Raw genomic sequence first — 21,425 nt, 5'->3', positions numbered from 1 at the left:
TCGTTATACTTTTTGATTTGTAATAAGGCGTACGCCACTTACCGTTTGGGTTTCTTGCCAATGGCCGGGCGCATCATGCGGCTCGCCATCCTCATGCTGCGGAGTGCCCATGCACGGTTGTCCTCGTCCTCATCGCGCCCCCATTTCAGGTCGCTGCCGCCACCTCCGCCGCCACGAGTTTCGGCAAAAGTGGTGGCATCATCGACCATACCGAGAAACAGCATCGTCGCGCAGTGCATCACGTCTGTACCTTGTTCCGCTATGGACTGGACGAGCGAGCCGTCGAACAGTTGCCGTTCCGCCACGTCCATCTGTGCCGATACGTTCCTATACTCGCCGACCACATTTTCCAGCAGGACATCCTTGAGCAACGTGTCCACTTTGGAATGTATATCATGGGAGTATTTGTAGGCTTCCTCCTTGAGTTCCCCGGTACGTTCCTCAATGGCATCCATGTTCTCTTTCAGCTCGGCAAGCTGCCGGTCAGCCGTCTGTAACTTCTCCTGCTTATCTGCCAGTTGCCTGTTGATTCCGGCCAGTTCTTTTTCCAGACTTTTAACTTGTGCGGCTAATTGTTCAGCATCACCCTTGTTCGCTTTCAAATCCTGTTCGGCTGCCGATAGCAGGGCCTCTTTTTCGGCTTTCGACTTCTCAAGGTTATCGACCATTGTCGTAAGCCCCTTGACCCTGCGCTCTGCCAGACGGATGTCCGATTGGAGGTCAGCCAGAACTTTTTGATGACGGCTGATATTTTCCTCGATGGTCGTACATTCTTCCGATAGCATACGGCGGTATTCTTCGGTAGTCCTGTGCCGTGCGCCTGTTTCGGATATGCTTGTTCCTCTCGACATTCCCCACCTTGTATTGACTTCGGTGAAAAAGTCGGTATGAAGCTGTTTCATCCTTGCGCTGTATTCAAACTTGTCCTTACCGGCGAATATTTCCTTGTACGCAAAGCGGCCGTCTTTGATTGGCAACAAAGTACAATGCACATGAGGGTTCAATTCGTCAAGGTGTACGATGAATGCGGCGATGTTCTGCTCGCCATATTTGCCACTCACGAATGAATAGACGTCTTTCGCCCAGCGTTCAATATCGCTTTCTCTTTTGATATGGATATTGTCCGCATCTTTCTCGAAATCCACTTTCTGCGTGCCGAATGCGAGTTCGTGCATCCGCTTACGGGAACCGCCGAAAATGAAGTTCACCACCGTGCGGTACTTCGGTTCTGCCAGTCCTTCGTTGGGGTCTTTGATTCCACGCCTCTCCAATATGTCCGCCATCCGTTCGGGAATGTTGCGGCTCGTGTCGATGGGACGTACCTTGCCTCCGGGTGCAATCTCGAAGTTCAGGTGTTTGCGTGTGGGGTCGTAATTCCCCTTATTCATAGCGTACTTTTCCGCCCTTTCACTGCGATCACGCAAGTGTTCGTTACTTTGGGCTGTGGTGATGCCTTTCGACACCTTCACATCAAGTACCTGTTTTTGATCTGCCATACTCTTTTCGTGTTGTTTGGACAATCCGTCCTGTCCCAGCTTGCTGCTTGCCCGGACAGCCTACCGACGGTCGGAGACCTATCGGGGTATTAGGCTCCCCCTTCCCTTTGTTTCGTGGCAGACGGGCAAGCCCGTGTGCCTCCTATAACCGGCAGGATGACCGTTAAGGGATGGAGGCGGATTGTTCGCGTTATACAATCTGTTTTCGACTCCCGGTTCAATCCACCATCGCCTGTGCTTTCGCCAGAAGCGATAAAAAAGGTTTGCGAAGCGATTTGAGGCGTTCTTGGTCTTCGTCCATGTCGAAGTCCGTCACTGATGCCTCGGTGTCGAGAATCAGCCCGGCGAGGTCTTTGGCGGACTCGATGAAAGCTGCCCATTCTTCGCCGAGGTCAAGCCGGAAGAAATCCACAAGCGGCGAACTGTCATCGAATCTCGACTTGTGCAGGATTTTTTGCAGGGCGGCGTGGGCGATGCAGCACAGGGCTGTTTCACGATGTTCCGTGACCAAAGTGCCGGAATGTGCGGAGGTCGTGATGGAATGGGTGTCCGAACAGTGTCCGGCGTCACGGTCGGCAATTTCAGCCTTTGCCAGACTTACGAGTTGTCCACACATTACGCCAGTTTCGGCAGCGGTCGTTTTGCCGATTACCCAATCGGACAATACCTCACGGAGCTGTCCGGCAAAGTCCGGCTGCTCCTGTGCATCGCGGGGCTGTGCTGCCTGACCGGATTGTACGGTCATGGTAATGACCACGCTTTTGGGAAGCTGGATGCGGGTCAGCAAGCCGAATGCCTCCATTGCACTCAAAAAAGAACGGACGGTAGCCCTGTGCCAATGCCACTCCGATGCGAGGTCGGAAACGGTCAGGTAGCACTGGTTGGGTTGCAGCACGTAGTCCTTCTTTCTTAAAAACGGAGAAACGAAACCTGCCAGTGATTTGTCCAACAGGTCACAGTACGCTTCGGTGCGTGTCTTGCGTTCATCCCCTTTCTCCTTGAGATATTCGAATACCTCCCTGTCTGCCAATATGGAAACAGGTATCTTTTGGTTATTTTTCATTTTCATTCGGTTTTAATGATTCATATTGTGCGGATATGTCAGTGTTGCCGCTGTCCGCTTCATGCGGCAGATTTGCGTGATGATTGTCGTGATAGGATTCTGACAGCATTCCGGGATGCTTTGCCCATCCGGAAAGTGTCCCCGTGTCCTTGCATTCGGACATGACCCGAACGGAGGGATAGAACAGGGCTGCCAGAAGAAGATAGGTAATGGTTATCGCCAAGGTGTACAGATGCGGCACAAAGCCGATGACCAGTGCGACCGATGCGAGTGTGACAAATGCACCGGGGCGGTCAAGCAACCTGCGTAACCAGTTGTCCGTCCATCGGAACGAGAACATTGCGGCACAGACACCGGTAGAGAGTAGGATTCCAAACTCACCCATATGTCCACAGGCATATACATAATGGAAAAGAAGCAGGCATATCAGCCATACTTGCACATACAGTTTACGGGCGTTGCCGCTTCGTGCCATAGCCATGTAAAAGGGTGTCATGAACCGCTTGTTGTTCTTGTACAATGACATTGATACCCCGAAAGGTATCGCGCAGAAAATGAGTAGCAGGATATTCAGTAACATAAGTAATAGGGCTTTTCGGGTATGGGAGTGGGGCGCACAATGAGTTCCAACTGGACAATACCGTATGTCGCCAGTCGGATAAGGGTTTCGGCATCCTTGGGCGAAAAGTACATGGCCGCTTTCTTGATGCGCTGCTTGAATGTACTGTCTTGCTTTCGGTAGATGGCCAAAGCCTTGTCCAGTTCGTGTTCGGGAATAGTCCATGTCGTACCCTCGGCGTGTATGCCGTTCGTCTTGAAGGCACGCAGCACCAATGTACGGGAAACGAGGTAATCGGTGCGGTCGGTTCTTGAGATGATATGCTCCTTGTAGAGATTGTCATCGGCAACCTCTATCCACGTCCGGTAGGTGTTGATGCAATAGACCATCTGTCGGTATAAACTTTCTCTCATATGAAATTCATCAGCACGTCGGACTTGTCTTTCTTGTATTTCAGGAACCCGCTTTTGGAGTGAAGTTCCAAATCGAGGCATAGGTCCCCGTACATCTGCTCCAAAGAATCATAGATGGTAACAAGGATGCTGTTTACATTACCCTCCGTATCAGTCTTGGCGTTCATCTTGAACATCTGTCCGAAAGCGGGATTCGAGTATGCACAAGTGCTATGACCGAATTTTTCCGTCCGCATCGGGATATGGTGGTAAAGCGTGATCAACTCCATGTCGTCCTCGAACATATCCATTACTTCGTCCAGTTCGTAAGGGGTGCGCAACGGAAACGTAAGCAGCACATAGTCGCCGTAGAACTGCGGTTCTTCCATCGTCGTCACATCGAGCAACTGCGGAAGTTGCAGGGGGACGAATGCCATGAAGTCATTATAAAAATGTCGTAACATATTCATATATTTTTCTGTTGTCATATTTTACAGCGTGTGTATGAATGCTTCCATCAGCATTCCGGGCAGCTCGTCCAAGCGGTTGTCTCCTGGGTGCAGCATCCTGCCCAACTCTCTGAAAGCGTCGGGTGTCTGCGAGGCAAGCATATCGAGTTGCTCTCTTTCTTCGGCTGAAAGCAACGCCAAGCAGAAACCGTCCAACGACGAATAAGGCTGGAGAAGCATCCAGATGTAGGCTTGTGCCTGTGCCGGTGTCTTGACTTTTTGATTGCAGATGTCGTCGATACAGGTTCGGACATTCTGAATCAGCCTGCGGTTGGTGCGCATGGCCAAATAAATCATGGCATTGCGATAGGTGATGTCGTTCCGTTCGGCGGCAAGAAATACCTGTGCGCAGCATCGTTCCGTGTCATGCGTGATGTCGGAAAGATTCTCGCCGTCGAAATCAGGCAGACGTGAAAGGAATGCCCGGTACACAGCATCCTCCTTTTCGATAAAGGTCGTCAGGTCTGCCATACAATGAATACCGTAATCAATCGTTTCAGCAAGGGTAGCTCGATAAGTGGCAAGAATATGTTGTCGGTTTCTCTGACTGACGGGCTGGTTATCCAATGAGGCAAAGAACGGCCGGATTGTTTCAGCCACACGATGCAACTCTTTGTCTTCAAGATGCGGCGAGATTTGTTCTTTTACCCACAGTATATCCTTATAAGTGCGTGTTTGAGACAGCACCATCCGTGAAAATTCCATGCGGATGGAATCATGTATCTGTTCACACTCTTCTCTTACAGTGGAATGAAGCCGGCCAAGCGTATCACATTCGAGATACAGGAATACGGAATCCCTCAATGTTTGCCATTGCTTGAGGTGTCCGGTCAATTCTTTAATGGAGAGTCTTTTCTGCCTGCGTATGTCAGACAGGTATTCCCTGTATGTTCCGGCAGGGTCATTCTTGGCTTTCGCCAATCGTTTGCCATTGCCGTTGTCGCATGACGCGCATAGGAATACGGCAATCGAAACGGCAATTATTTTGGCAAAGATTATCGGCTGTTTTAAGTTCGATTTTGATGTTTTCATACTATATTATTTCGTACTATTTAGTGCAAAACTATATATTATTTTTGATACTTCGCATCCGAAAAACCGTATTTTGCGCATTTTTTAATATCGTACTTAATAGTATGATTACCAATGAAAACAAGTGAAGATAAAAACATGAAAAATGTACGATTTTCGTTTTTTAATATAGTATGATTCAGATACTCGAATAAAACTTGTATATTTGCACTTGTTATCATGAATATTGTATATTGATATGGCAAAAGTCGGTTATATATTCGAGGCGAATTCCTACGATGCGTTTGATGCGGATAAGGAATGGATGCGCCAGTACGGGTGTGTACAAGTGGTTGAAGAATCGGTCGGACACGAGACGCTCAGACCGAGATGGAAACAACTGATGTCGAATCTTGAAAGAGGCGACGAATTGGTGGTGTCAAAATTCAGCAATGCCGTGCGTGGTTTACGGGAACTATCGGCATTGATCGAGCTATGCCGCATCAAGGTCGTGCGTATTATCTCCATTCACGATAAAATTGACACCGACAACAAATTGTTTCCGGACACGACACCGGCGGAAGTATTGGCCATGTTCGGGGCATTACCGGAGGAAGTGGCTGTTTTGCGGAAGTCGTCAGATAAGATTATACGCCTGCAGCAGAGTATCAGTATTCCGATTACCAAAAAAAGTATGAGTAAAACTGAACGGGACAAAAAAATCGTGGATATGTATAACAATGGGTATTCAATCCGTGATATTTGGAAAGAGAGCGGTGTCCGGAGTAAAAGCACCGTGTACAGCATTCTCAATAAATACAAGGTTCAGCTTAACCGAACACCGGGACGCGTGCCGGGCATCCGGAAATAGAACTTATAAATCAAATATGGATATTGAAAATCAGTAGATTACTTGCGTAATTCATTATTTTTTCGTATCTTTAAGTTGGATATAACTATAAAAAATAAGACCTATGGGAGATATTATAATTTTATTGTTGGTATTTTTGGTAGTGGGCAGGCTCTTGAGGGGCGTCTTCGGCGGATTCAGTAAAAGCAGTTTTCGGGATGACAAATAAGTTTGGATTGTTATAACAGGCGGATATTTGTTAATTTTGCACCGTATTCATTAAAATCAAGAACAATATGACAAAAGCGGAAATTGTCGCTCAGATCTCACGGCAGAGCGGAATAGAGAAAACGGTTGTGATGACTGTGGTGGAATCATTCATGGAAAATGTAAAAGAGTCGATGGTTGCGGGAAACGAGGTGTTCTTGCGCGGCTTCGGCAGCTTTGTTATAAAACGGAGAGCTGAAAAGACGGCCCGGAACATTTCGAAGAATACGACAATTAAAATTCCCGCTCACAACATCCCTGCATTCAAACCTGCCAAAGCATTTCTGAATGCGGTAAAAGAGAACAAGTAGAGTATAAAAGTACAGATGGTGCAACAACACCGTAATGAGTAAAACAAAAGCGACCCAAAGGCCGCTTTTGTCGTGATAAGGCAAGGATTATTTCTTGCCTTTTTTCGCTGGTTTGGCCGGCTTTTCAGGAGTCTCCTCCTTCTCGACGGGCGGATAGAACTTGACGGCGACTATCACGATACGGTTGTGTTTCACACCGCTTTGGTCGCTCCATTCTTCGGGCTTGAAATACCCCTCGACGGTCAGCATCGTACCCTTGGTCAGTTGGTCGAACGACCCGGTGTTCTCGTTTTTACGCCACGCCTCAAAATTCATAAAGGCGGAAACGCGTTTGGATTCCTCGCCATTATTCTCCAGTCGGCTTACTGCCAGAGGGAAACGTGCTACACTTGCGTTGGTGAACTGACGGATTTCTGCATCCTTTCCTACGAAACCGGTTACTACGAAATTGTTTTCAATCTTTTTCATAATGAATTGTTTTTAGAAGTTATTAAATCAATTTTACGCTGCCTCAAAAAGTAGGTGCAGTTAAGGGAATGCACCAAGGCCGGACGCATCAATACTCTTTATTTTTGTCCGTAGGCAAAACCAGAAGGCTCGATAAAGGAAGATTGTACGGCTGTGCCATTGGTCAAGACTTCCAAAGTCGTTCCCGTCTGCATACTATCTTTGCATCGGAAAATGATGATGACTTCGGCGGAAAACTATTCTGAAAATGAGCGGAAAGCCGTAGTTGCAGGGGAAGTGAAAGAGCAATCCGTCCACCGGCACAATGGTGCGCGTTTCGGCTGTAAGTCCGCAGAATCGGCAGGGATTTTCGTGTAATTCGGTCGGACTGAATAGAGGTGGCTACAAACAGAACACTGAACTGACAACAGGTGGCGATACCGCAGAAGGGAATATCAACGAAGTGGCGACAAAAGGCGGAACGGGGTATCGGGGTGCTGCCATGTTCCCGTCCGGCAGAAAGAATAGGGGACAAAAGGGAAAAAGGAAAGAACCCTGCTTTTCGGAAAAGCGGACGGCAGCTTTTCACGAATGGCTGGTTTTTACAAAAGGATATGGCGCAGCCAAAAGAGAGAGATAGATGTAAAAAAGGGAATGCGGCGTGGCAGGAATGGAAGATTATCCCGTTCCTGCCTGTATCATCAAAATTCTGCCATGATTACCCGATGCTCGAAAATCTTTTTTTGATTACTGGGACGTCTTTGGCAGACCCATAGGTGATGCTTGCCATAGCCGAAGACGAAATAATCATCAAGACGTGTTTTTTCTTGTAGGCGTTCCATGCCGGTACGCAGTTCCGTTTCATCGGTTGAGAAAAGAATCGTGTTGATGATACGGAAGTAGAGTTCTGTTACCTCGTCACAATAAGGACAAAAGCTATGCTCAATCGTTGCTTTCATGTTTCTTTGATTTTAATTATACTTCTACTACGTCTTCTATTCGACCATACAAGACAGAGCGCAACGCAGTCTTGTCAATGGCGCAATACTCGGTGATATGTCCGTGCTGTTTCACGAAATATCGTTTGAGAACATCGGAGAAATCAAAGAAGTAGCCCATCAATGCGATACCTCTTTTGAAATGGATGCACTCTTTCACGTTTCGGGTAATCCAGTTCTTGTCTTCACGGCTCAACTTGTCTCCGTTATCAAGTTATTCCCGTAACTGGTAAACCCTGCAGCCTTTCAGCTTTTCTAATTCGGGTACGTCCCATTGGACGAATTTCATTGCTACCTGTTGCATCGCTCTTGGATTTAATCGTAAATAATCACTTCATCACGGTACTCGACCACCTCTTTGCCACTGCTAAGACGTATCACTATTTTATTGCCGAAGTCGCCGACAACTGTTCCCTCGGAGTAGCCTTTATAGGGGGTAAGCAGGGTGCAGTGCGCACCTATAATTTCGCTATCTTTTTCGTATTCGTACATAGTCTTGTCATTTTAGGGTTACAACTTGATATCCCATTTACCCTGTGAGAAGATTCTGAAGCTCACGTATTCGTCTGCAAATTCGTAGGACAGAATTTTGATATAAGTTTTGTCTTTGGCTTCCAACGAAGCTATCAGCCTGTCGATTTCTTCTTCCGGATAAACCCAACGAGAGGTAAACTCCGCATCCACGCTATCGCTGTGTCTATTGACAAAGCCGTCAAAAGTGTCATCCAAGAATGCCTCTATCTTGTCGAGGTCTGCTTTGTTTTCCGTCCTTGCGTAGAAAATGTTTGTTGCATAGTTTGCCATAATCCTAAGTTTTAAGTTTTTTATTTTCCCTCTTTTAGCATTTCAGCTACTTTCGGGCTTGATTGAAAATTATGTCGCCTCAAAAGGTGTTATGGCTCTTTATGCAGGGTTTCACGACCAAATACGACCTCTGCAAAGCGGAGCGTGGAGATTTTGTCGGGAACCGTCAGGCTGTGACCTTGAATACAAGAAAGACATGACAAGTACCTTTGCGACACAATTCTCATCAGGCAGACCGAAAGTTGGGATGCGAGGATAAAATGCCTATGGCAGAAGTTACGATAAAAGGAACTTCCGTAAAATTGGGATGCAGCGAAAAAAGAAAATATCGGTGCGATTATCTTCTCTTTTGACTGTGAATATAAAAGTAAGGGGGAGAACTTCGGTAAAGGTTTAGTTTAGTCTATTAGCTTATATATATGCTAAACTAAAGTAAACTAAATATAGGCAGATATATTGGACTGCCTGTATAGGTGTTTTGAGGGAAATGGTTACCTTTGCAAAAAACAATGTTCCTTGAAAGAAACAGAGATTTGTCCTTTTTTCTTTTGGCTGTGGTTATTCATCCATAGATGACTGCAACAATCACTCTTGGCGAGAGGATGAAAATCGTGTGAAATGACTTGGAAAAATACTCAAAGTACGAACAAGTGAAGAGAAAGAAAGGTAGTGCAAATAAAAAAACAAGAAAATATGATAATTCGTGTTTCTGTTCCTAATTTGTTCCTTGATAAAAACACATCACAATATAAATTGTTAATTTATAAGATATTAAGATGTGAAATTTTGAGATATAACTAAATTTACCAGATTTTACCAAGTCAAATAATTGTCTGCAAGTTATGCAATATGTCTATTTAGAAATAATATCTGTTCTTATACCTCCTTTTTTTAGTTAGTGTACAAAGTAAACAAAAAAGGTGTAAACAGACAAATATGCTTTAGACAAATCACAGACTGCTTATATAATTGTTTCTTAATTTGATTCCCATACCCATTCAGGTTTCATTAACAATTCGCCATAGTACAACCGTTCCGTGAAACTTTGCAAGAAATCATTGAAACGCTTGCCATCTGTTTGTTTACGTGTATTGTATCGGAATACAAACTCCTTGCAATACTTAGAAAGATGTTTCTTGCTCGCAAGGTGATATATCCCTTTGATACCACGCTTAATATGACTCCAAAATCCTTCTATTGAGTTTGTATGAAATCCGTTCAAAGCGTAAATATGTTGCTTGTGTGGAATAGTCTTATGCTCGTAATCTTTACCTAATGCGTTATATACATTTAGTTCATCTGTAATGATTGTAGAACCTTTACGCACACGTTCCTTTATAATCGGGTATAAAGTTGTTTTCTGAACATTAGGCACTACTTGTGCATAAACAAGACCGTCTGAAACCATGCCGAATATAGGTGTTTTTTCCTTGAGGCTACGACCTTGTGTTCCGTTACCATGACTTCTACTTTTACCACCCATATAGGTTTCGTCCATTTGAGTCATATCATCAAAAGTTGCATCATCATCCTTTATGTTATGACGGATGCGGTGCAGCATAAACCATGCTGTCTTTTGGGTAACATGAATATCACGTGCCAATTGGCAGCTACTAATGCCTTTCTTGTGCGAAAGGAACAGAAAGATAGCATAGAACCACTTCTTTAACGGAAGATTAGAATCTTCAAACATTGTACCAATCCGAACCGTAAACCGTTCCCGACAATCTTTACACTTGTATAAACCTTTGAACTCTCCTTTTTGAGTTAGTTTATAGTGGTACTTAGATATAGAGCCGCAATGCGGACAAACAGGCTCACCATGCCACCGTATATCTTCAAGATACTCTCTACAATCCTCTTCGGTATGCAGAGTATCTATCATTTGAAGTAGTGAGTGGAATGGTTTCATGTGTACAATTATTGATTAATAGAGAAATTGTACACGCAATGGGCTGGAAATTTCAGTTTTGAGGAAAAATCTTAAGAAAAAATGAAAAATAATTTGTGAAAGCCCATGAACAGGCGAATTGATACATATTATATCAATTAAAAAGCAAATAACTTATGAAAACTTTAAGCCAGACACTTGAAGAATCGCTGGGTGATACTTTGAAAGAGACATTAGAAGAGTTGTTGAATATAACGATAGAAGTTGCAAAAGAAGAAAATGATTCAGAAAACGACTGATGTGGATTTAACAAGTAAGTGTGTCAAAAGTCAAAAGTAACTAAACTCTCCTCCTTCGGGAAGGAGGAGTATCCGTAGGGGGAGGTGGTAGGTGAATACATAAGCTGTTGATATTCAACTGTGAAAAACACCTACCACCCCGGCTTTCAGCCACCCCTCCTTCCTGAAGGAGGGGAATTTAGTTACTTTTGACACATCTTCCATTAAAGTCCAACCAGTCATTATACACAATCATTGGTACAATAAAGTATATAGTTGAGAAATTATATTCCTCTTATTCTTTGTGTATACTTTCTATTGTTGCGCTCACTAGAAGAAGAATCGCAAAATATCATTGAAGTTAGCCCATATCAACAGACCGAAGAGTAGAATCATACCGGTCATCTGGGCGTATTCCATAAACTTGTCGCTTGGTTTGCGGCGGGCTATCATCTCGTAGAAGAGGAAGAGCACGTGTCCACCGTCTAATGCGGGGATAGGGAGGATGTTCATGAAAGCCAGAATGATGGAAAGGAAGGCTGTCATATACCAGAACTGATGCCAGTCCCAGGTAGCGGGGAAGATGCTGCCGATCGTTCCGAAGCCGCCCAGCTGTTTGGCTCCTTCTTTCGAGAAGAGGTATTTCATGTTTCCTACATAGCCTTTCAGGGTTTTCACACCGAGGGAGACACCTGCGGGGAAGGATTCAAAGAAAGCATATTCTTTTTTTACCATAGGGAGCAGACGGTCTGTGACGAGACAGGCGGTTACACCCATCAGGTAGGCGGAGTCTACACGCATACTTAGTGTGTCTGTTGCGCCGTTACGCACATAAGTCAGCGTGATTAGGCGCGGATCTATGCTGTCTTTGAGCAGGGTTGCTTCGTTTTTCTTACGTTCTGCCATCGCTTCTTTAAAGTCGGAGAAAGAGATGGGGGTTCCGTTCAGGGCGATGATGCTGTCACCTGCCTGGATTCCTGCTTGTGCGGCAGGAGAGTTCACCATTACGCTGTCTATAACGTACGGGAAACGGTAAGAGGCGAAACGGACGCTGTCTGCCAGAAGGCGTTGCATCAGGTCTTCCGGGATATAGACGGAGGCTTTTGCTCCGTTACGGATGACGCTTACTTCGCGTGCATCGGCAATCTGGCTCAACATGTCGCCGTCATAACGTTCGAAAGGAACACCGTCGGCAGAAAGGAGGATATCACCGTCCTGGAAACCTACCGCTTTGGCGGTCTCGTTGAATTCCATACCCAGAGGAGCTTCCTGTACCTTTATATACTGGTCGCCCCATGCAAAAAGAATCATGGAGTAGATGAACAGTGCCAACAGGAAGTTGAACAGTACGCCACCCACCATGATTAGCAGACGTTGCCACGCCGGCTTGGAGCGGAACTCCCACGGTTGTTCGGGTTGTTTCATCTGCTCGGTATCCATTGACTCATCAATCATACCGGCTATCTTGACGTAACCGCCCAATGGCAACCAACCTACTGCATACTCTGTGTCACTTTTCTTGGGTTTGAACTTAAAAAGGGTGAACCAAGGGTCAAAAAATAGGCAGAATTTTTCTACACGCACCTTAAACAAACGGGCAAAAAGAAAATGCCCGCCTTCATGAATGATAACGAGCAAGGATAAGCTCATAATCAATTGCAGGGCACGAATCAAAAATGTTTCCATATAGTCTATTTACAGTTTAAAGCCTTCAACGAATTCTCTACCGAAGAGAGGATATAAAGGCTATTTTCAATTTATATTAATACTAATCAATTTCTTTATTTTCTTTGTTCATCAATGGGATGAAGCGGATTATATCAGACTGGCTGCTATTTTCCTTGCTTCCGCATCCGTAGCTACATAATCATCGTATGTCGGATTGGCGATGAAGGTAGCCCGTTCCATTGTTTTCTCTATCACGTCGCTCATGCCGAGGAAGCTGATGCCGTCTTTCAGGAAAGAGGCTACCACTACTTCATTGGCAGCATTGACGATACAGGGCATATTCCCTCCGCGATACATCGCTTCGTAGGCGAGTGCCAGGTTGCGGAACCGTTTCGTATCGGGTTGCTCAAACGTCAGGTTCGTGCATTGGGAGAAATCGAGCCTGTCGAAAGAAGAACTGATACGGTCGGGATAAGAGAATGCGTACTGGATGGGCAGGCGCATATCTGGCATCCCAAGTTGTGCCTTGACAGCTCCGTCTTCAAACTGCACCATCGAGTGAATGACTGATTGCGGATGTACCACCACTTCGATCTGGCTGGGCTGCACACCGAACAACCATTTAGCTTCGATCACTTCAAAACCTTTATTCATCATGGAAGCGGAGTCGATTGTTATTTTTGCTCCCATTTCCCAGTTGGGGTGTTTCAAGGCTTGCGTCTTTGTGACGGATTTCAGCTGTTCCAAGGTGCAAGTGCGGAACGGACCTCCGGAGGCTGTCAATATCACTTTCTCAATCGGGTTGCCCACTTCTCCTGCTAAACACTGAAAAACAGCAGAGTGTTCAGAGTCTACCGGCAGAATCGGAGTGCGATATTGTTGTGCCAACTGATTAATCAGTTCACCCGCTACTACCAATGTTTCTTTATTGGCCAACGCAATCGCTTTCTTGGCGCGGATGGCGTTGATGGTTGGTTTTAGTCCGGCATAACCGACCATGGCTGTCAACACCATGTCGATGGGGCCTGCTTCTACAATCTGACAGATAGCGTCTGTGCCTGCGTACACTTTGATGGGCAGGTCGCTCAATGCTTCTTTCAGTTCGGAATACTTTTCTTCGTTGGCTATCACTACCACTTCCGGCTGGAACTTCCGTGCCTGGGCAATCAGTAGTTCCACGCGGTTGTTGGCTGTCAGCGCATAGGCTTCGTACAGGTCGGGATGTTCCTCGATGACTTGCAGAGCCTGTGTCCCGATGGAGCCTGTTGAACCTAGGATAGCTATTTGTTTTTTCTTTTTGTTAGTCTCTATATTCATTTTTCTATTATCACTTAAAATACGATGTATTTTTCGGGATTTACCGGATGACCTTTATACCAAAGTTCGAAATGGAGGTGCGGTCCTGTACTAAGTGTGCCGCTGTTTCCTACCAGAGCGATGGCTTCGCCTCCTTTTACGCGTTCACCTTCCTTTTTCAGGAGGGAGCCGCAGTGTTTATAGATTGAAATTAAATCCTGGTTATGTTGTACGCCAATCAGGTAACCCGTTTCGGCGGTGTATGTGCTTAGGATGACGGTTCCGTCCATGGTTGCCAGTACGCTTTCGTTGGGATTGGCGGCGATGTCGGTGCCGTAATGTTTCTTTTCGGCATTGAAGTGGTCGGACACCATGCCTCGTGTCGGACGGTATAAAATAAGTCCGGTCACGTCCGGTTGGGAAGTGATGGAGGTCAGGTTATATTTTTCATTCTCTTCATACTGACGGCGGAATTCTTCTTCACGTTTGGTACGTTCCATCAGTGTGTCTTCGCGGGCAGCGGTCAGCGAATCGAGAGTCTGCACGCTGTCGATGGGTACTTTTCCACTGAAGATATCCTGAATGTTCATAATGTAAAGATTCTGCTTGTTGAGCACTTGTTGCAAAGAGTCTACACGCAGGGCATTGTCCACGATTTGTGTACGGACTTCACTGTTCATGTATCCGGGGAGGTAGTTGCGCAGCGGGGTGAAGGTGATGATGCAGGAAGCAATCAGGAAAAGCACTGCCAGCACGCAAAGTAATACGGAAAGTCCATTGAGCTTGGATACACGAAGTCCGACAATTTCTTCAAGTGTATTTTCATTAACGATCGTTAGTTTATACTTGAACTTGAAATTTTTCCAGAAAGCTTTACTTCGTCTTCTCTTTGGCATCTCGGGTATTTACTGTTTTTACGATTTACTATTTACTATTTTCAGTGGATGAGCGGCTCATCGTTTGATTCGTTCTCACCGGTCATCTTCCAATTCCTCCAGATTGAGCAACCCTTCGGGAAGTTCCACCGTGATGAGTTTCTGTTTCTGGTCTATTCCTACGATAAATTCCTCCTGGGCGGGAACGAGCAGTTCCTCTTCTTCCGCTCCTTCAACCACGAAAAGGGTGTTTACCGTAGTGGTATCTACGTCTATTACTTCTCCCAGAAGTCCGTGATGGATGTCTTCCATCCGGAAACCGATGAAGAAGTTCCAGGACAGTTCGCCGTCTTCCGCTTCTTCTGCGTGTTTCACAGGGAAGTAGACTTCAATGTTGGTGAACATTCGGGCACGTTCGGCACTGTCGACTCCTTCCAGTTTTACCAAGGCGGTGGAGTCTGAACGGAAACGGTATTCTTCGATGAAGAAAGGCACGAAGATGCCATCGAGCAGGCATATCAGGTAATCACAGTCGACACGGTCGAAAATGTCGTCCGTGAAGGTAAACTGCAATTCGCCGTGAATGCCGTGCGGTTTATTGAACAATCCTATCTTGTATACTTCTTCTTTCTTTATCATATCCGGGTGATTCTGGCTCCGATAGCGTTCAGACGTCCTTCGATGTTCTGATAACCACGGTCTATCTGTTCGATGTTACTAATGGTACTGGTTCCTTCGGCGCTCATGGCAGCAATCAGAAGGGCGATACCGGCACGTATATCCGGTGAGGTCAGGCGGGTACCGCGCAGCTTGAAGCCGTGGTTGTGTCCGATGACTACGGCGCGGTGAGGGTCGCAGAGAATGATCTGTGCACCCATGTCGATCAGCTTGTCCACAAAGAACAGGCGGCTTTCGAACATTTTCTGATGAATCAGTACGCTGCCTTTGGCTTGTGTGGCTACAACGAGCATTACACTTAGCAAGTCGGGAGTCAGTCCCGGCCAGGTAGCGTCGGCTATCGTCATGATGGAGCCGTCGATAAATGATTCTATCTGGTATGTTTCCTGTGCGGGAACGTAAATATCGTCTCCTCTCTGTTCGAGCTTGATGCCCAGGCGGCGGAAGCTCTCGGGGATGATTCCAAGATTCTCGTAAGAAACATTCTTGATGGTAATTTCGCTTTTCGTCATTGCCGCCATGCCGATGAAGCTGCCGACTTCAATCATGTCAGGCAGTACGGTGTGTTGCGTGCCGTGCAGCTCTTCCACACCTTCGATGGTGAGCAGGTTGGATGCGATACCGCTGATTTTGGCTCCCATCCGGTTGAGTAACCGGCAGAGTTGTTGCACGTAAGGTTCGCAAGCGGCATTATAAATAGTGGTAGTACCTTTAGCAAGCACGGCAGCCATGACGATGTTGGCTGTTCCGGTGACAGATGCTTCGTCCAGTAACATATAGCTTCCCTGAAGTCTGTCGGCCGTTATTTCGTAGATACCCCGCCCTTCGTCGTAGCGGAAGTCCGCCCCTAAATTCTGAATACCTACAAAGTGAGTGTCCAAACGGCGGCGACCGATTTTATCTCCTCCCGGCTTGGAAATCAATGCCTTGCCGAAACGTGCCACCATGGGACCTATAAGCATCACAGAGCCTCGCAGACTGGAACATTTCTTCAGGAATTCATCGCTTTCCAGATAAGCCAGGTCTACATTTTCTGCTTTAAAACTATAAGAATCAATGCCTTTCTTTGCAACCGTTACTCCCATCTCCCGCAAGAGCTGAATCAGGTTGTTGACATCAAGAATGTCAGGTATATTGTTCACCGTTACTTCCTCTGCAGTCAGCAACGTGGCACAGATTATCTGCAAAACTTCGTTTTTAGCTCCTTGCGGATGAATTTCTCCGCAAAGCCGATGTCCTCCCTCAATCACAAATGAAGCCATTAATTTTAAGTATTAAGTATCAAGTATTAAACACCAATTATCAATTTTAAGTATCAAGTATTAAGTATCAAGTCTCAAACGCCAATAAGCAACCTCGATTAATACTTAATACCTAATACTTATTTTAATATCTTCTCTTATTGTTCTGACGATTGTTGGTATAGTTCGTCTTCGGACGGTAGTTCTGGTTCAGGCGTTCTGCCATCAGCCGGACGATATCGTCGGTCATTTGGAGTTCCCCGTTGGACAGCTCGTACAGGTCTTCGGCAATTTTTTTGTCGTCCACTGTATCTTTGTTCCATGCCAGGTAATCCTTCTTCATGTGGTTGCAGATAAGGGCGATCAGGTTTCTCTTTTCGTTTCCTTCGGGGAATTCGATCGCTTTCTTTATCAGTATTTCCAGCGTATGTCCGTAGTGACGGTAACGCATACGGGCAGTGGAGTAGGGGATATGGTCCGGGCGGGTCACCAGATTGTCCTTGCGGATGATTTCATACGGGTAGTCAATATCCAGCTCAAAACCGGACATGATAGCCAGGTGGTCCCAAAGCTTGTGCTTGAAATCGGGTACATCACGCAAATGGGGGAACATATTTCCCATAATGTTGATGATGGTGTTGGCACAACGCTGACGTTCTGCACGATCCTGAATGGTCAACGCATAATCTACCATGTTCTGGATGCTACGTCCGTATTCGGGAAGCGGCATTCTTTTCTGTTGAGTATTGTATTGCATTTATTAAATAAAAATTGAGAATTAAAAATTAAAAAATTAAAGAAGTTTTTTCGGCATGGAGGCAACGAATTCTTTCAGGTAGAAAGGTTCGAAGTAAGCCACGTCTTTATAGTCTTCATCGGCCACTGCTTTTTCTGCCAGTGGGAACATCATTTTAGCCAACGGATGGATATTGTCGATAAAATGTGCGTTCGGATGCGTAATCTGTCCGCGGCATTTGTCGGCTCCGTTTCCAAAGAAATAAACCGGTTGTTCGTTCAAGTACTCCAGATAAGAGTTCTCATCTACGATGTCGGCGGCAACTGCACGTTTCACTTGTAGACGACGGTCATAAACGGCTGCATATACTTCCATGCGGCGGGCGTCAATCATCGGACAAAGCAAAGCATTTTCGGGCAAGTCGTGATACAACAGCACCGGAACACTCAATACTTCCAGCGTCGGGATACCGATTAAGGGGATATTGCGCCCGTAACAAACTCCTTTCGCCATAGAAACCCCGATTCGGAGTCCGGTGTACGAACCCGGTCCGCAGCTCACTGCAACGGCATCCAAAGGGATGGCATGACTGTCTATGAACGACAATGCTTCATCTACAAAAACTCCTAAAGACACGGCGTGTGAAGGGCCTTTCAAGTCTTCTTTCACAAAAATCGTCTGTCCGTCTTGACTGGCCGCTACCGAGCAAACAGAGGTAGAGGTTTCAATATTCAGTATACACGACATAAAAATCAGCTTATTAAATTGTCGCAAATTTACATGATTATTTCCAATTCTTAAAATATTCGTGTACTTTTGCACAAAACTTTAAGGTTATGATACAGTCTATGACAGGATACGGTAAAGCTACGGCCGAACTTCCTGATAAAAAAATAAATGTAGAAATCAAGTCGCTCAACAGCAAGGCAATGGATTTGTCCACTCGCATCGCTCCGGCGTATCGTGAAAAAGAGATTGAAATCCGTAATGAGATTTCTAAAGTTCTGGAACGTGGAAAAGCTGACTTCAGCCTGTGGATAGAGAAGAAGGAGGGTGCGGATGCTGCTCCCATCAATAAGGAGCTGCTGAAAAGTTATTATAGCCAGTTGGATTCGATAAGCCGCGAACTGGGGATTCCTTGTCCCGCACCGGAAGACTGGCTCCAACTATTACTCCGCATGCCGGACGTGATGACGAAAACGGAAATTCAGGAACTGACGGATGAGGAATGGAGCGTGGTGCACGCTACCATACTTGAAGCCATCAGTCATTTGGTTGATTTCCGCAAACAGGAGGGGGCTGCATTGGAGAAGAAGTTCCGTGAGAAGATTGCCAACATCAACAGCTTGCTCGAACAGATTGCTCCTTATGAGAAAGAACGTGTAGAGAAAGTGAAGGAACGCATCACTGATGCTCTCGAAAAGACGTTAAGCGTAGACTATGACAAGAATCGTCTGGAACAGGAGTTGATTTACTACATCGAAAAGCTGGATGTCAACGAAGAAAAACAACGCCTTAGCAACCATCTGAAATATTTCATCAGTACGATGGAAGGGGGTAGCGGACAAGGTAAAAAGCTTGGTTTTATCGCCCAGGAAATGGGTCGGGAGATCAATACGTTAGGCAGCAAGTCCAATCATGCTGAAATGCAGAAGATCGTAGTTCAGATGAAGGATGAACTGGAACAGATTAAGGAACAGGTGCTGAACGTGATGTAAAACAGTATCTATCATTTTTAATTCTTAATTCTTCATTAAACTTATGACCGGTAAGCTAATTATTTTCTCTGCTCCGTCGGGTTCGGGCAAATCTACTATTATCAATTATCTGCTGACGCAGAACTTGAATTTAGCGTTTTCAATTTCTGCTACCAGCCGTCCTCCGCGTGGAACGGAGCAGCATGGGGTTGAATATTTCTTCCTTACACCGGAAGAATTTCGCCAACGCATTGAGAACAACGAATTTCTGGAGTATGAGGAGGTGTATAAGGACCGTTATTACGGAACGCTGAAAGCGCAGGTAGAAAGGCAATTGGAAGCGGGTCAGAATGTGGTGTTTGACGTAGATGTGGTTGGCGGATGCAATATCAAGAAGTTTTATGGTGATCGTGCGTTGTCGGTGTTTATCCAGCCGCCTTCGGTGGAAGAATTACGCTGTCGGTTGGAAGGACGCGGAACGGATGCGCCGGAAGTGATTGAAAGTCGCATCGCTAAAGCGGAATATGAATTGGGTTTTGCTCCGCAATTCGATTGTGTGATTGTCAATGACGATTTGGAGGCTGCTAAAGCGGAAGCTTTGAAAGTAATCAAAGAGTTTCTGAATTTGTAGGAGAACTACTAGGGCGGGATGATACAAATGAAAAAACAGAAAACCGGAATCTTCAGCGGATCATTCAATCCGATTCACATCGGGCATCTTGCTTTAGCCAATTATCTTTGCGAGTGTGAAGGGTTGGATGAGATCTGGTTTATGGTGAGTCCGCAGAACCCTTTGAAAGCACAGGAGAAGTTATGGAATGATGAATTACGTCTCGAACTGGTAAAGTTGAGCATCAGTGGCTATCCTCGTTTTCAGGCTTCAGATTTTGAGTTTCATTTGCCTCGTCCCTCATATAGCGTATATACGTTGGAGAAACTGCGCGAGGCATTTCCCGACCGCGAGTTTTATTTCATTATCGGTTCCGATAATTGGGAACGTTTTGGATATTGGTATCAATCCGAACGTATCATAAAAGAGAATCAGATTCTTATTTACCCCCGTCCCGGCTTTCCCGTCAAAGAGGAGGAATTGCCGGAAACGGTGCGTCTCGTTCATTCCCCTGTATTTGAAATCAGTTCTACTTTTATTCGAGAAGCACTGGATGCAGGGAAAGATGTTCGATACTTTGTGCATCCAAAGGTCTGGGAGACTATCAGTTTACTCTGTCAATCGATGAAGAGTAATGACGATGATTTCTGCCGGAGCGCCGACGCGAATCGGTAATTTGGAGGTTCCTATTCCGTTTGTTATAATCAAAGGTATTTTTGCAGAATTATATGCCAGTCCCGTGATGAAACGATTGCCATAGTGTGAGTTAAGTGCCGGGGCAACTCCGAATACACGGACTTGTCCGCCGTGGGTGTGTCCTGCCAGGGCAAGGTCGGTGTTAGCTACTGAAACATCTTCGATATAATCCGGGGTGTGAACCAGTAAGATGACAAAATCTTTGGGAGAGAGTGCCAGAGTAGGTGATACTCCGTTGCGCCCCAGATCAAAAGGATTGCGCACTCCGGCGATAATGATTTGCTGCCCGTCTTTACGAAGCGTATCTACTTCATGTTCTAACGGACGCATTCCGTAGTGTTTCATTGTATTCACAATATCATCGTGGCAACGTTCGTAGTCGTTATTGCCCATTACTCCATAAGTTCCCATCGGTGTTTTTACGCGTGCCAGCGCAGAAAACAAAGGTTCCACATATTCACAACCTTCCTGATAGTCACCACCCATCAGAAGCACATCAGCCTTTTGAGCAATCAACAGGCGGACAAGGTCGTTCAGCCCTTTCTCTTTCAGCAGACTTTTGTAGTGTAAGTCGGAAATGAAAGCGATACGGAAACCTTCAAAGGCTTCGGGAACATCGCGGTGGGTAAAGTCATATTTTACTACACGATCCACTCCTGTATAGACAGAAGATACATTTACGTTGGAAGAAGTGATTTTTGTTCCCCGCAGTACCAGGTCTGACGATTCGCGTGTATCGGTAGAAGTCTTTTTCTTTGTATTCTGCTTTTTGTTTTTAGAAATATTCAGCTCTTTGAGTTGTGAGTGGTCGGGGGAGAATACCCCGGCTATGGCATTAGCCGTATCCGGATAAATAGAATCTGAATTTAAAACAGGGCGTGGCAAGGTAGCCACCATATTCTTTTTCGACTTACAGGAAACCAACAAAAGTAATGTCAACAGGATAACAGGGTAGATTGTTTTTATTTTCTTCATCTTCTCTTAGTTTGAAGTTTTTCGGGGTGCAAAGATACGAAAAATCATGTATCTTTGTCCGTCAAAACTATTTATAA

At 45.7% G+C, this 21,425-nt stretch carries 27 protein-coding genes and 1 pseudogene; 8 read left to right on the top strand and 20 right to left on the bottom strand.

Annotated elements, in window-relative coordinates; translation table 11 throughout:
• Positions 1 to 38: 38 nt before the first annotated feature.
• The 6 genes from mobV to NXV01_RS23760 form a co-directional block, all read right to left on the bottom strand.
• Complete coding sequence (gene mobV, locus NXV01_RS23785) at positions 39 to 1,496, bottom strand: MobV family relaxase (protein ID WP_259023316.1); 1,458 nt, start codon at positions 1,494 to 1,496, stop codon at positions 39 to 41.
• A gap of 217 nt (positions 1,497 to 1,713) precedes the next feature.
• Positions 1,714 to 2,559: a hypothetical protein gene (locus NXV01_RS23780; RefSeq protein ID WP_004320581.1), complete on the bottom strand. Its 846-nt coding sequence runs from the start codon at positions 2,557 to 2,559 to the stop codon at positions 1,714 to 1,716.
• Entirely contained in the window at positions 2,549 to 3,139 is a 591-nt protein-coding gene (locus NXV01_RS23775; protein WP_004301229.1) for a hypothetical protein, read from the bottom strand. The genes NXV01_RS23780 and NXV01_RS23775 overlap by 11 nt, the downstream gene beginning before the upstream one ends.
• Positions 3,130 to 3,531 carry a hypothetical protein gene (locus NXV01_RS23770; RefSeq protein ID WP_004301227.1) on the bottom strand — a complete coding sequence of 134 codons (402 nt, stop codon included), beginning with the start codon at positions 3,529 to 3,531 and terminating at the stop codon, positions 3,130 to 3,132. Before NXV01_RS23770 ends, NXV01_RS23775 begins: the two co-directional genes overlap by 10 nt.
• Positions 3,528 to 3,974, bottom strand: coding sequence for a hypothetical protein (locus NXV01_RS23765; RefSeq protein ID WP_005680025.1), 447 nt, complete (start codon positions 3,972 to 3,974; stop codon positions 3,528 to 3,530). Before NXV01_RS23765 ends, NXV01_RS23770 begins: the two co-directional genes overlap by 4 nt.
• Before the next feature lie 27 nt (positions 3,975 to 4,001).
• A complete protein-coding gene (locus NXV01_RS23760; RefSeq protein ID WP_004301222.1) occupies positions 4,002 to 5,051 on the bottom strand; it encodes a hypothetical protein in 1,050 nt (349 codons plus the stop codon).
• Positions 5,052 to 5,289: 238 nt separating this feature from the next.
• Here NXV01_RS23760 and NXV01_RS23755 point away from each other — a divergent pair, with 238 nt between their 5' ends.
• Together NXV01_RS23755 and NXV01_RS23750 are read left to right on the top strand one after the other, a co-directional pair.
• Positions 5,290 to 5,901, top strand: coding sequence for a recombinase family protein (locus NXV01_RS23755; RefSeq protein ID WP_004301218.1), 612 nt, complete (start codon positions 5,290 to 5,292; stop codon positions 5,899 to 5,901).
• Between the two features lie 263 nt (positions 5,902 to 6,164).
• Entirely contained in the window at positions 6,165 to 6,458 is a 294-nt protein-coding gene (locus tag NXV01_RS23750) for an HU family DNA-binding protein (protein WP_256596129.1), read from the top strand.
• 87 nt (positions 6,459 to 6,545) lie between these two features.
• Here NXV01_RS23750 and NXV01_RS23745 read toward each other — a convergent pair whose 3' ends face one another.
• Positions 6,546 to 6,926, bottom strand: coding sequence for a single-stranded DNA-binding protein (locus tag NXV01_RS23745; protein WP_004301211.1), 381 nt, complete (start codon positions 6,924 to 6,926; stop codon positions 6,546 to 6,548).
• A gap of 304 nt (positions 6,927 to 7,230) precedes the next feature.
• Here NXV01_RS23745 and NXV01_RS23740 point away from each other — a divergent pair, with 304 nt between their 5' ends.
• Complete coding sequence (locus NXV01_RS23740; RefSeq protein ID WP_004301209.1) at positions 7,231 to 7,545, top strand: hypothetical protein; 315 nt, start codon at positions 7,231 to 7,233, stop codon at positions 7,543 to 7,545.
• 61 nt (positions 7,546 to 7,606) lie between these two features.
• On the opposite strand, the gene NXV01_RS23735 is transcribed toward NXV01_RS23740, so the two are convergent.
• From NXV01_RS23735 to NXV01_RS23720, 4 genes and pseudogenes are all read right to left on the bottom strand, one after another.
• Positions 7,607 to 7,864, bottom strand: a complete 258-nt coding sequence (locus NXV01_RS23735) for a hypothetical protein (RefSeq protein WP_004301208.1) — start codon at positions 7,862 to 7,864, stop codon at positions 7,607 to 7,609.
• Positions 7,865 to 7,880: 16 nt separating this feature from the next.
• Positions 7,881 to 8,207, bottom strand: a pseudogene (locus NXV01_RS23730) (molybdenum ABC transporter ATP-binding protein).
• Between the two features lie 11 nt (positions 8,208 to 8,218).
• Positions 8,219 to 8,395, bottom strand: a complete 177-nt coding sequence (locus NXV01_RS23725; RefSeq protein ID WP_055218953.1) for a hypothetical protein — start codon at positions 8,393 to 8,395, stop codon at positions 8,219 to 8,221.
• Between the two features lie 18 nt (positions 8,396 to 8,413).
• On the bottom strand, positions 8,414 to 8,707 hold the full coding sequence (locus NXV01_RS23720; RefSeq protein ID WP_004301205.1) for a hypothetical protein: 294 nt from the start codon (positions 8,705 to 8,707) through the stop codon (positions 8,414 to 8,416).
• Positions 8,708 to 8,778: 71 nt separating this feature from the next.
• On the opposite strand from NXV01_RS23720, the gene NXV01_RS23715 reads away from it, so the two are divergent.
• Complete coding sequence (locus NXV01_RS23715; RefSeq protein WP_004301204.1) at positions 8,779 to 8,907, top strand: hypothetical protein; 129 nt, start codon at positions 8,779 to 8,781, stop codon at positions 8,905 to 8,907.
• 776 nt (positions 8,908 to 9,683) lie between these two features.
• Here NXV01_RS23715 and NXV01_RS23710 read toward each other — a convergent pair.
• A complete protein-coding gene (locus NXV01_RS23710; RefSeq protein ID WP_259023315.1) occupies positions 9,684 to 10,619 on the bottom strand; it encodes an IS1595 family transposase in 936 nt (311 codons plus the stop codon).
• 155 nt (positions 10,620 to 10,774) lie between these two features.
• Between NXV01_RS23710 and NXV01_RS23705 the strand changes: the two genes are divergently transcribed.
• Positions 10,775 to 10,897, top strand: a complete 123-nt coding sequence (locus NXV01_RS23705) for a hypothetical protein (RefSeq protein WP_259023314.1) — start codon at positions 10,775 to 10,777, stop codon at positions 10,895 to 10,897.
• Between the two features lie 309 nt (positions 10,898 to 11,206).
• On the opposite strand, the gene rseP is transcribed toward NXV01_RS23705, so the two are convergent.
• The 7 genes from rseP to tsaB form a co-directional block, all read right to left on the bottom strand.
• Positions 11,207 to 12,562 carry an RIP metalloprotease RseP gene (gene rseP / locus NXV01_RS23700; RefSeq protein ID WP_148365057.1) on the bottom strand — a complete coding sequence of 452 codons (1,356 nt, stop codon included), beginning with the start codon at positions 12,560 to 12,562 and terminating at the stop codon, positions 11,207 to 11,209.
• Positions 12,563 to 12,691: 129 nt separating this feature from the next.
• Complete coding sequence (locus tag NXV01_RS23695; protein ID WP_148365056.1) at positions 12,692 to 13,861, bottom strand: 1-deoxy-D-xylulose-5-phosphate reductoisomerase; 1,170 nt, start codon at positions 13,859 to 13,861, stop codon at positions 12,692 to 12,694.
• 14 nt (positions 13,862 to 13,875) lie between these two features.
• Positions 13,876 to 14,736 carry a M23 family metallopeptidase gene (locus NXV01_RS23690; protein ID WP_004317001.1) on the bottom strand — a complete coding sequence of 287 codons (861 nt, stop codon included), beginning with the start codon at positions 14,734 to 14,736 and terminating at the stop codon, positions 13,876 to 13,878.
• A 75-nt stretch (positions 14,737 to 14,811) separates the two neighbouring features.
• The gene (rimM, locus tag NXV01_RS23685) at positions 14,812 to 15,354 is read right to left on the bottom strand and encodes a ribosome maturation factor RimM (RefSeq protein WP_122136998.1); all 543 of its coding nucleotides are present in this window, start codon (positions 15,352 to 15,354) and stop codon (positions 14,812 to 14,814) included.
• Entirely contained in the window at positions 15,351 to 16,655 is a 1,305-nt protein-coding gene (gene murA / locus NXV01_RS23680; RefSeq protein WP_004306881.1) for a UDP-N-acetylglucosamine 1-carboxyvinyltransferase, read from the bottom strand. Before murA ends, rimM begins: the two co-directional genes overlap by 4 nt.
• A gap of 124 nt (positions 16,656 to 16,779) precedes the next feature.
• A complete protein-coding gene (locus NXV01_RS23675) occupies positions 16,780 to 17,391 on the bottom strand; it encodes a DUF4290 domain-containing protein (RefSeq protein ID WP_148365055.1) in 612 nt (203 codons plus the stop codon).
• 36 nt (positions 17,392 to 17,427) lie between these two features.
• Entirely contained in the window at positions 17,428 to 18,117 is a 690-nt protein-coding gene (gene tsaB / locus NXV01_RS23670) for a tRNA (adenosine(37)-N6)-threonylcarbamoyltransferase complex dimerization subunit type 1 TsaB (protein WP_148365054.1), read from the bottom strand.
• Positions 18,118 to 18,206: 89 nt separating this feature from the next.
• On the opposite strand from tsaB, the gene NXV01_RS23665 reads away from it, so the two are divergent.
• Genes NXV01_RS23665 through nadD form a run of 3 tightly spaced genes read left to right on the top strand, consistent with a single transcriptional unit; the run spans position 18,207 to position 20,352 of the window.
• Positions 18,207 to 19,088 carry a YicC/YloC family endoribonuclease gene (locus NXV01_RS23665; RefSeq protein WP_148365053.1) on the top strand — a complete coding sequence of 294 codons (882 nt, stop codon included), beginning with the start codon at positions 18,207 to 18,209 and terminating at the stop codon, positions 19,086 to 19,088.
• A 43-nt stretch (positions 19,089 to 19,131) separates the two neighbouring features.
• Positions 19,132 to 19,698 (top strand): guanylate kinase, encoded by a 567-nt coding sequence (gene gmk, locus NXV01_RS23660; protein ID WP_148365052.1) that lies wholly within the window; start codon positions 19,132 to 19,134, stop codon positions 19,696 to 19,698.
• A gap of 18 nt (positions 19,699 to 19,716) precedes the next feature.
• A complete protein-coding gene (gene nadD, locus NXV01_RS23655; protein WP_217721646.1) occupies positions 19,717 to 20,352 on the top strand; it encodes a nicotinate (nicotinamide) nucleotide adenylyltransferase in 636 nt (211 codons plus the stop codon).
• On the opposite strand, the gene NXV01_RS23650 is transcribed toward nadD, so the two are convergent.
• Complete coding sequence (locus NXV01_RS23650) at positions 20,287 to 21,348, bottom strand: metallophosphoesterase (RefSeq protein WP_259023313.1); 1,062 nt, start codon at positions 21,346 to 21,348, stop codon at positions 20,287 to 20,289. The genes nadD and NXV01_RS23650 overlap by 66 nt on opposite strands.
• Between the last annotated feature and the right edge of the window lie 77 nt (positions 21,349 to 21,425).

This window comes from Bacteroides sp. BFG-606, from assembly GCF_024788145.1.
GTDB classification, from domain to species: domain Bacteria; phylum Bacteroidota; class Bacteroidia; order Bacteroidales; family Bacteroidaceae; genus Bacteroides; species Bacteroides vicugnae.
Note: the sequence above shows the minus strand (reverse complement) of the source record. Positions and strands in the feature narration are given on the sequence as shown.

Bases quoted from the DNA above. Each gene is read 5' to 3' on its own strand.
- mobV (WP_259023316.1), bottom strand. From the start codon at position 1,496: ATGGCAGATCAAAAACAGGTACTTGATGTGAAGGTGTCGAAAGGCATC.
- NXV01_RS23780 (WP_004320581.1), bottom strand. From the start codon at position 2,559: ATGAAAAATAACCAAAAGATACCTGTTTCCATATTGGCAGACAGGGAG.
- NXV01_RS23775 (WP_004301229.1), bottom strand. From the start codon at position 3,139: ATGTTACTGAATATCCTGCTACTCATTTTCTGCGCGATACCTTTCGGG.
- NXV01_RS23770 (WP_004301227.1), bottom strand. From the start codon at position 3,531: ATGAGAGAAAGTTTATACCGACAGATGGTCTATTGCATCAACACCTAC.
- NXV01_RS23765 (WP_005680025.1), bottom strand. From the start codon at position 3,974: ATGTTACGACATTTTTATAATGACTTCATGGCATTCGTCCCCCTGCAA.
- NXV01_RS23760 (WP_004301222.1), bottom strand. From the start codon at position 5,051: ATGAAAACATCAAAATCGAACTTAAAACAGCCGATAATCTTTGCCAAA.
- NXV01_RS23755 (WP_004301218.1), top strand. From the start codon at position 5,290: ATGGCAAAAGTCGGTTATATATTCGAGGCGAATTCCTACGATGCGTTT.
- NXV01_RS23745 (WP_004301211.1), bottom strand. From the start codon at position 6,926: ATGAAAAAGATTGAAAACAATTTCGTAGTAACCGGTTTCGTAGGAAAG.
- NXV01_RS23740 (WP_004301209.1), top strand. From the start codon at position 7,231: ATGGTGCGCGTTTCGGCTGTAAGTCCGCAGAATCGGCAGGGATTTTCG.
- NXV01_RS23735 (WP_004301208.1), bottom strand. From the start codon at position 7,864: ATGAAAGCAACGATTGAGCATAGCTTTTGTCCTTATTGTGACGAGGTA.
- NXV01_RS23725 (WP_055218953.1), bottom strand. From the start codon at position 8,395: ATGTACGAATACGAAAAAGATAGCGAAATTATAGGTGCGCACTGCACC.
- NXV01_RS23720 (WP_004301205.1), bottom strand. From the start codon at position 8,707: ATGGCAAACTATGCAACAAACATTTTCTACGCAAGGACGGAAAACAAA.
- NXV01_RS23715 (WP_004301204.1), top strand. From the start codon at position 8,779: ATGTCGCCTCAAAAGGTGTTATGGCTCTTTATGCAGGGTTTCACGACC.
- NXV01_RS23710 (WP_259023315.1), bottom strand. From the start codon at position 10,619: ATGAAACCATTCCACTCACTACTTCAAATGATAGATACTCTGCATACC.
- NXV01_RS23705 (WP_259023314.1), top strand. From the start codon at position 10,775: ATGAAAACTTTAAGCCAGACACTTGAAGAATCGCTGGGTGATACTTTG.
- rseP (WP_148365057.1), bottom strand. From the start codon at position 12,562: ATGGAAACATTTTTGATTCGTGCCCTGCAATTGATTATGAGCTTATCC.
- NXV01_RS23695 (WP_148365056.1), bottom strand. From the start codon at position 13,861: ATGAATATAGAGACTAACAAAAAGAAAAAACAAATAGCTATCCTAGGT.
- NXV01_RS23690 (WP_004317001.1), bottom strand. From the start codon at position 14,736: ATGCCAAAGAGAAGACGAAGTAAAGCTTTCTGGAAAAATTTCAAGTTC.
- rimM (WP_122136998.1), bottom strand. From the start codon at position 15,354: ATGATAAAGAAAGAAGAAGTATACAAGATAGGATTGTTCAATAAACCG.
- murA (WP_004306881.1), bottom strand. From the start codon at position 16,655: ATGGCTTCATTTGTGATTGAGGGAGGACATCGGCTTTGCGGAGAAATT.
- NXV01_RS23675 (WP_148365055.1), bottom strand. From the start codon at position 17,391: ATGCAATACAATACTCAACAGAAAAGAATGCCGCTTCCCGAATACGGA.
- tsaB (WP_148365054.1), bottom strand. From the start codon at position 18,117: ATGTCGTGTATACTGAATATTGAAACCTCTACCTCTGTTTGCTCGGTA.
- NXV01_RS23665 (WP_148365053.1), top strand. From the start codon at position 18,207: ATGATACAGTCTATGACAGGATACGGTAAAGCTACGGCCGAACTTCCT.
- gmk (WP_148365052.1), top strand. From the start codon at position 19,132: ATGACCGGTAAGCTAATTATTTTCTCTGCTCCGTCGGGTTCGGGCAAA.
- nadD (WP_217721646.1), top strand. From the start codon at position 19,717: ATGATACAAATGAAAAAACAGAAAACCGGAATCTTCAGCGGATCATTC.
- NXV01_RS23650 (WP_259023313.1), bottom strand. From the start codon at position 21,348: ATGAAGAAAATAAAAACAATCTACCCTGTTATCCTGTTGACATTACTT.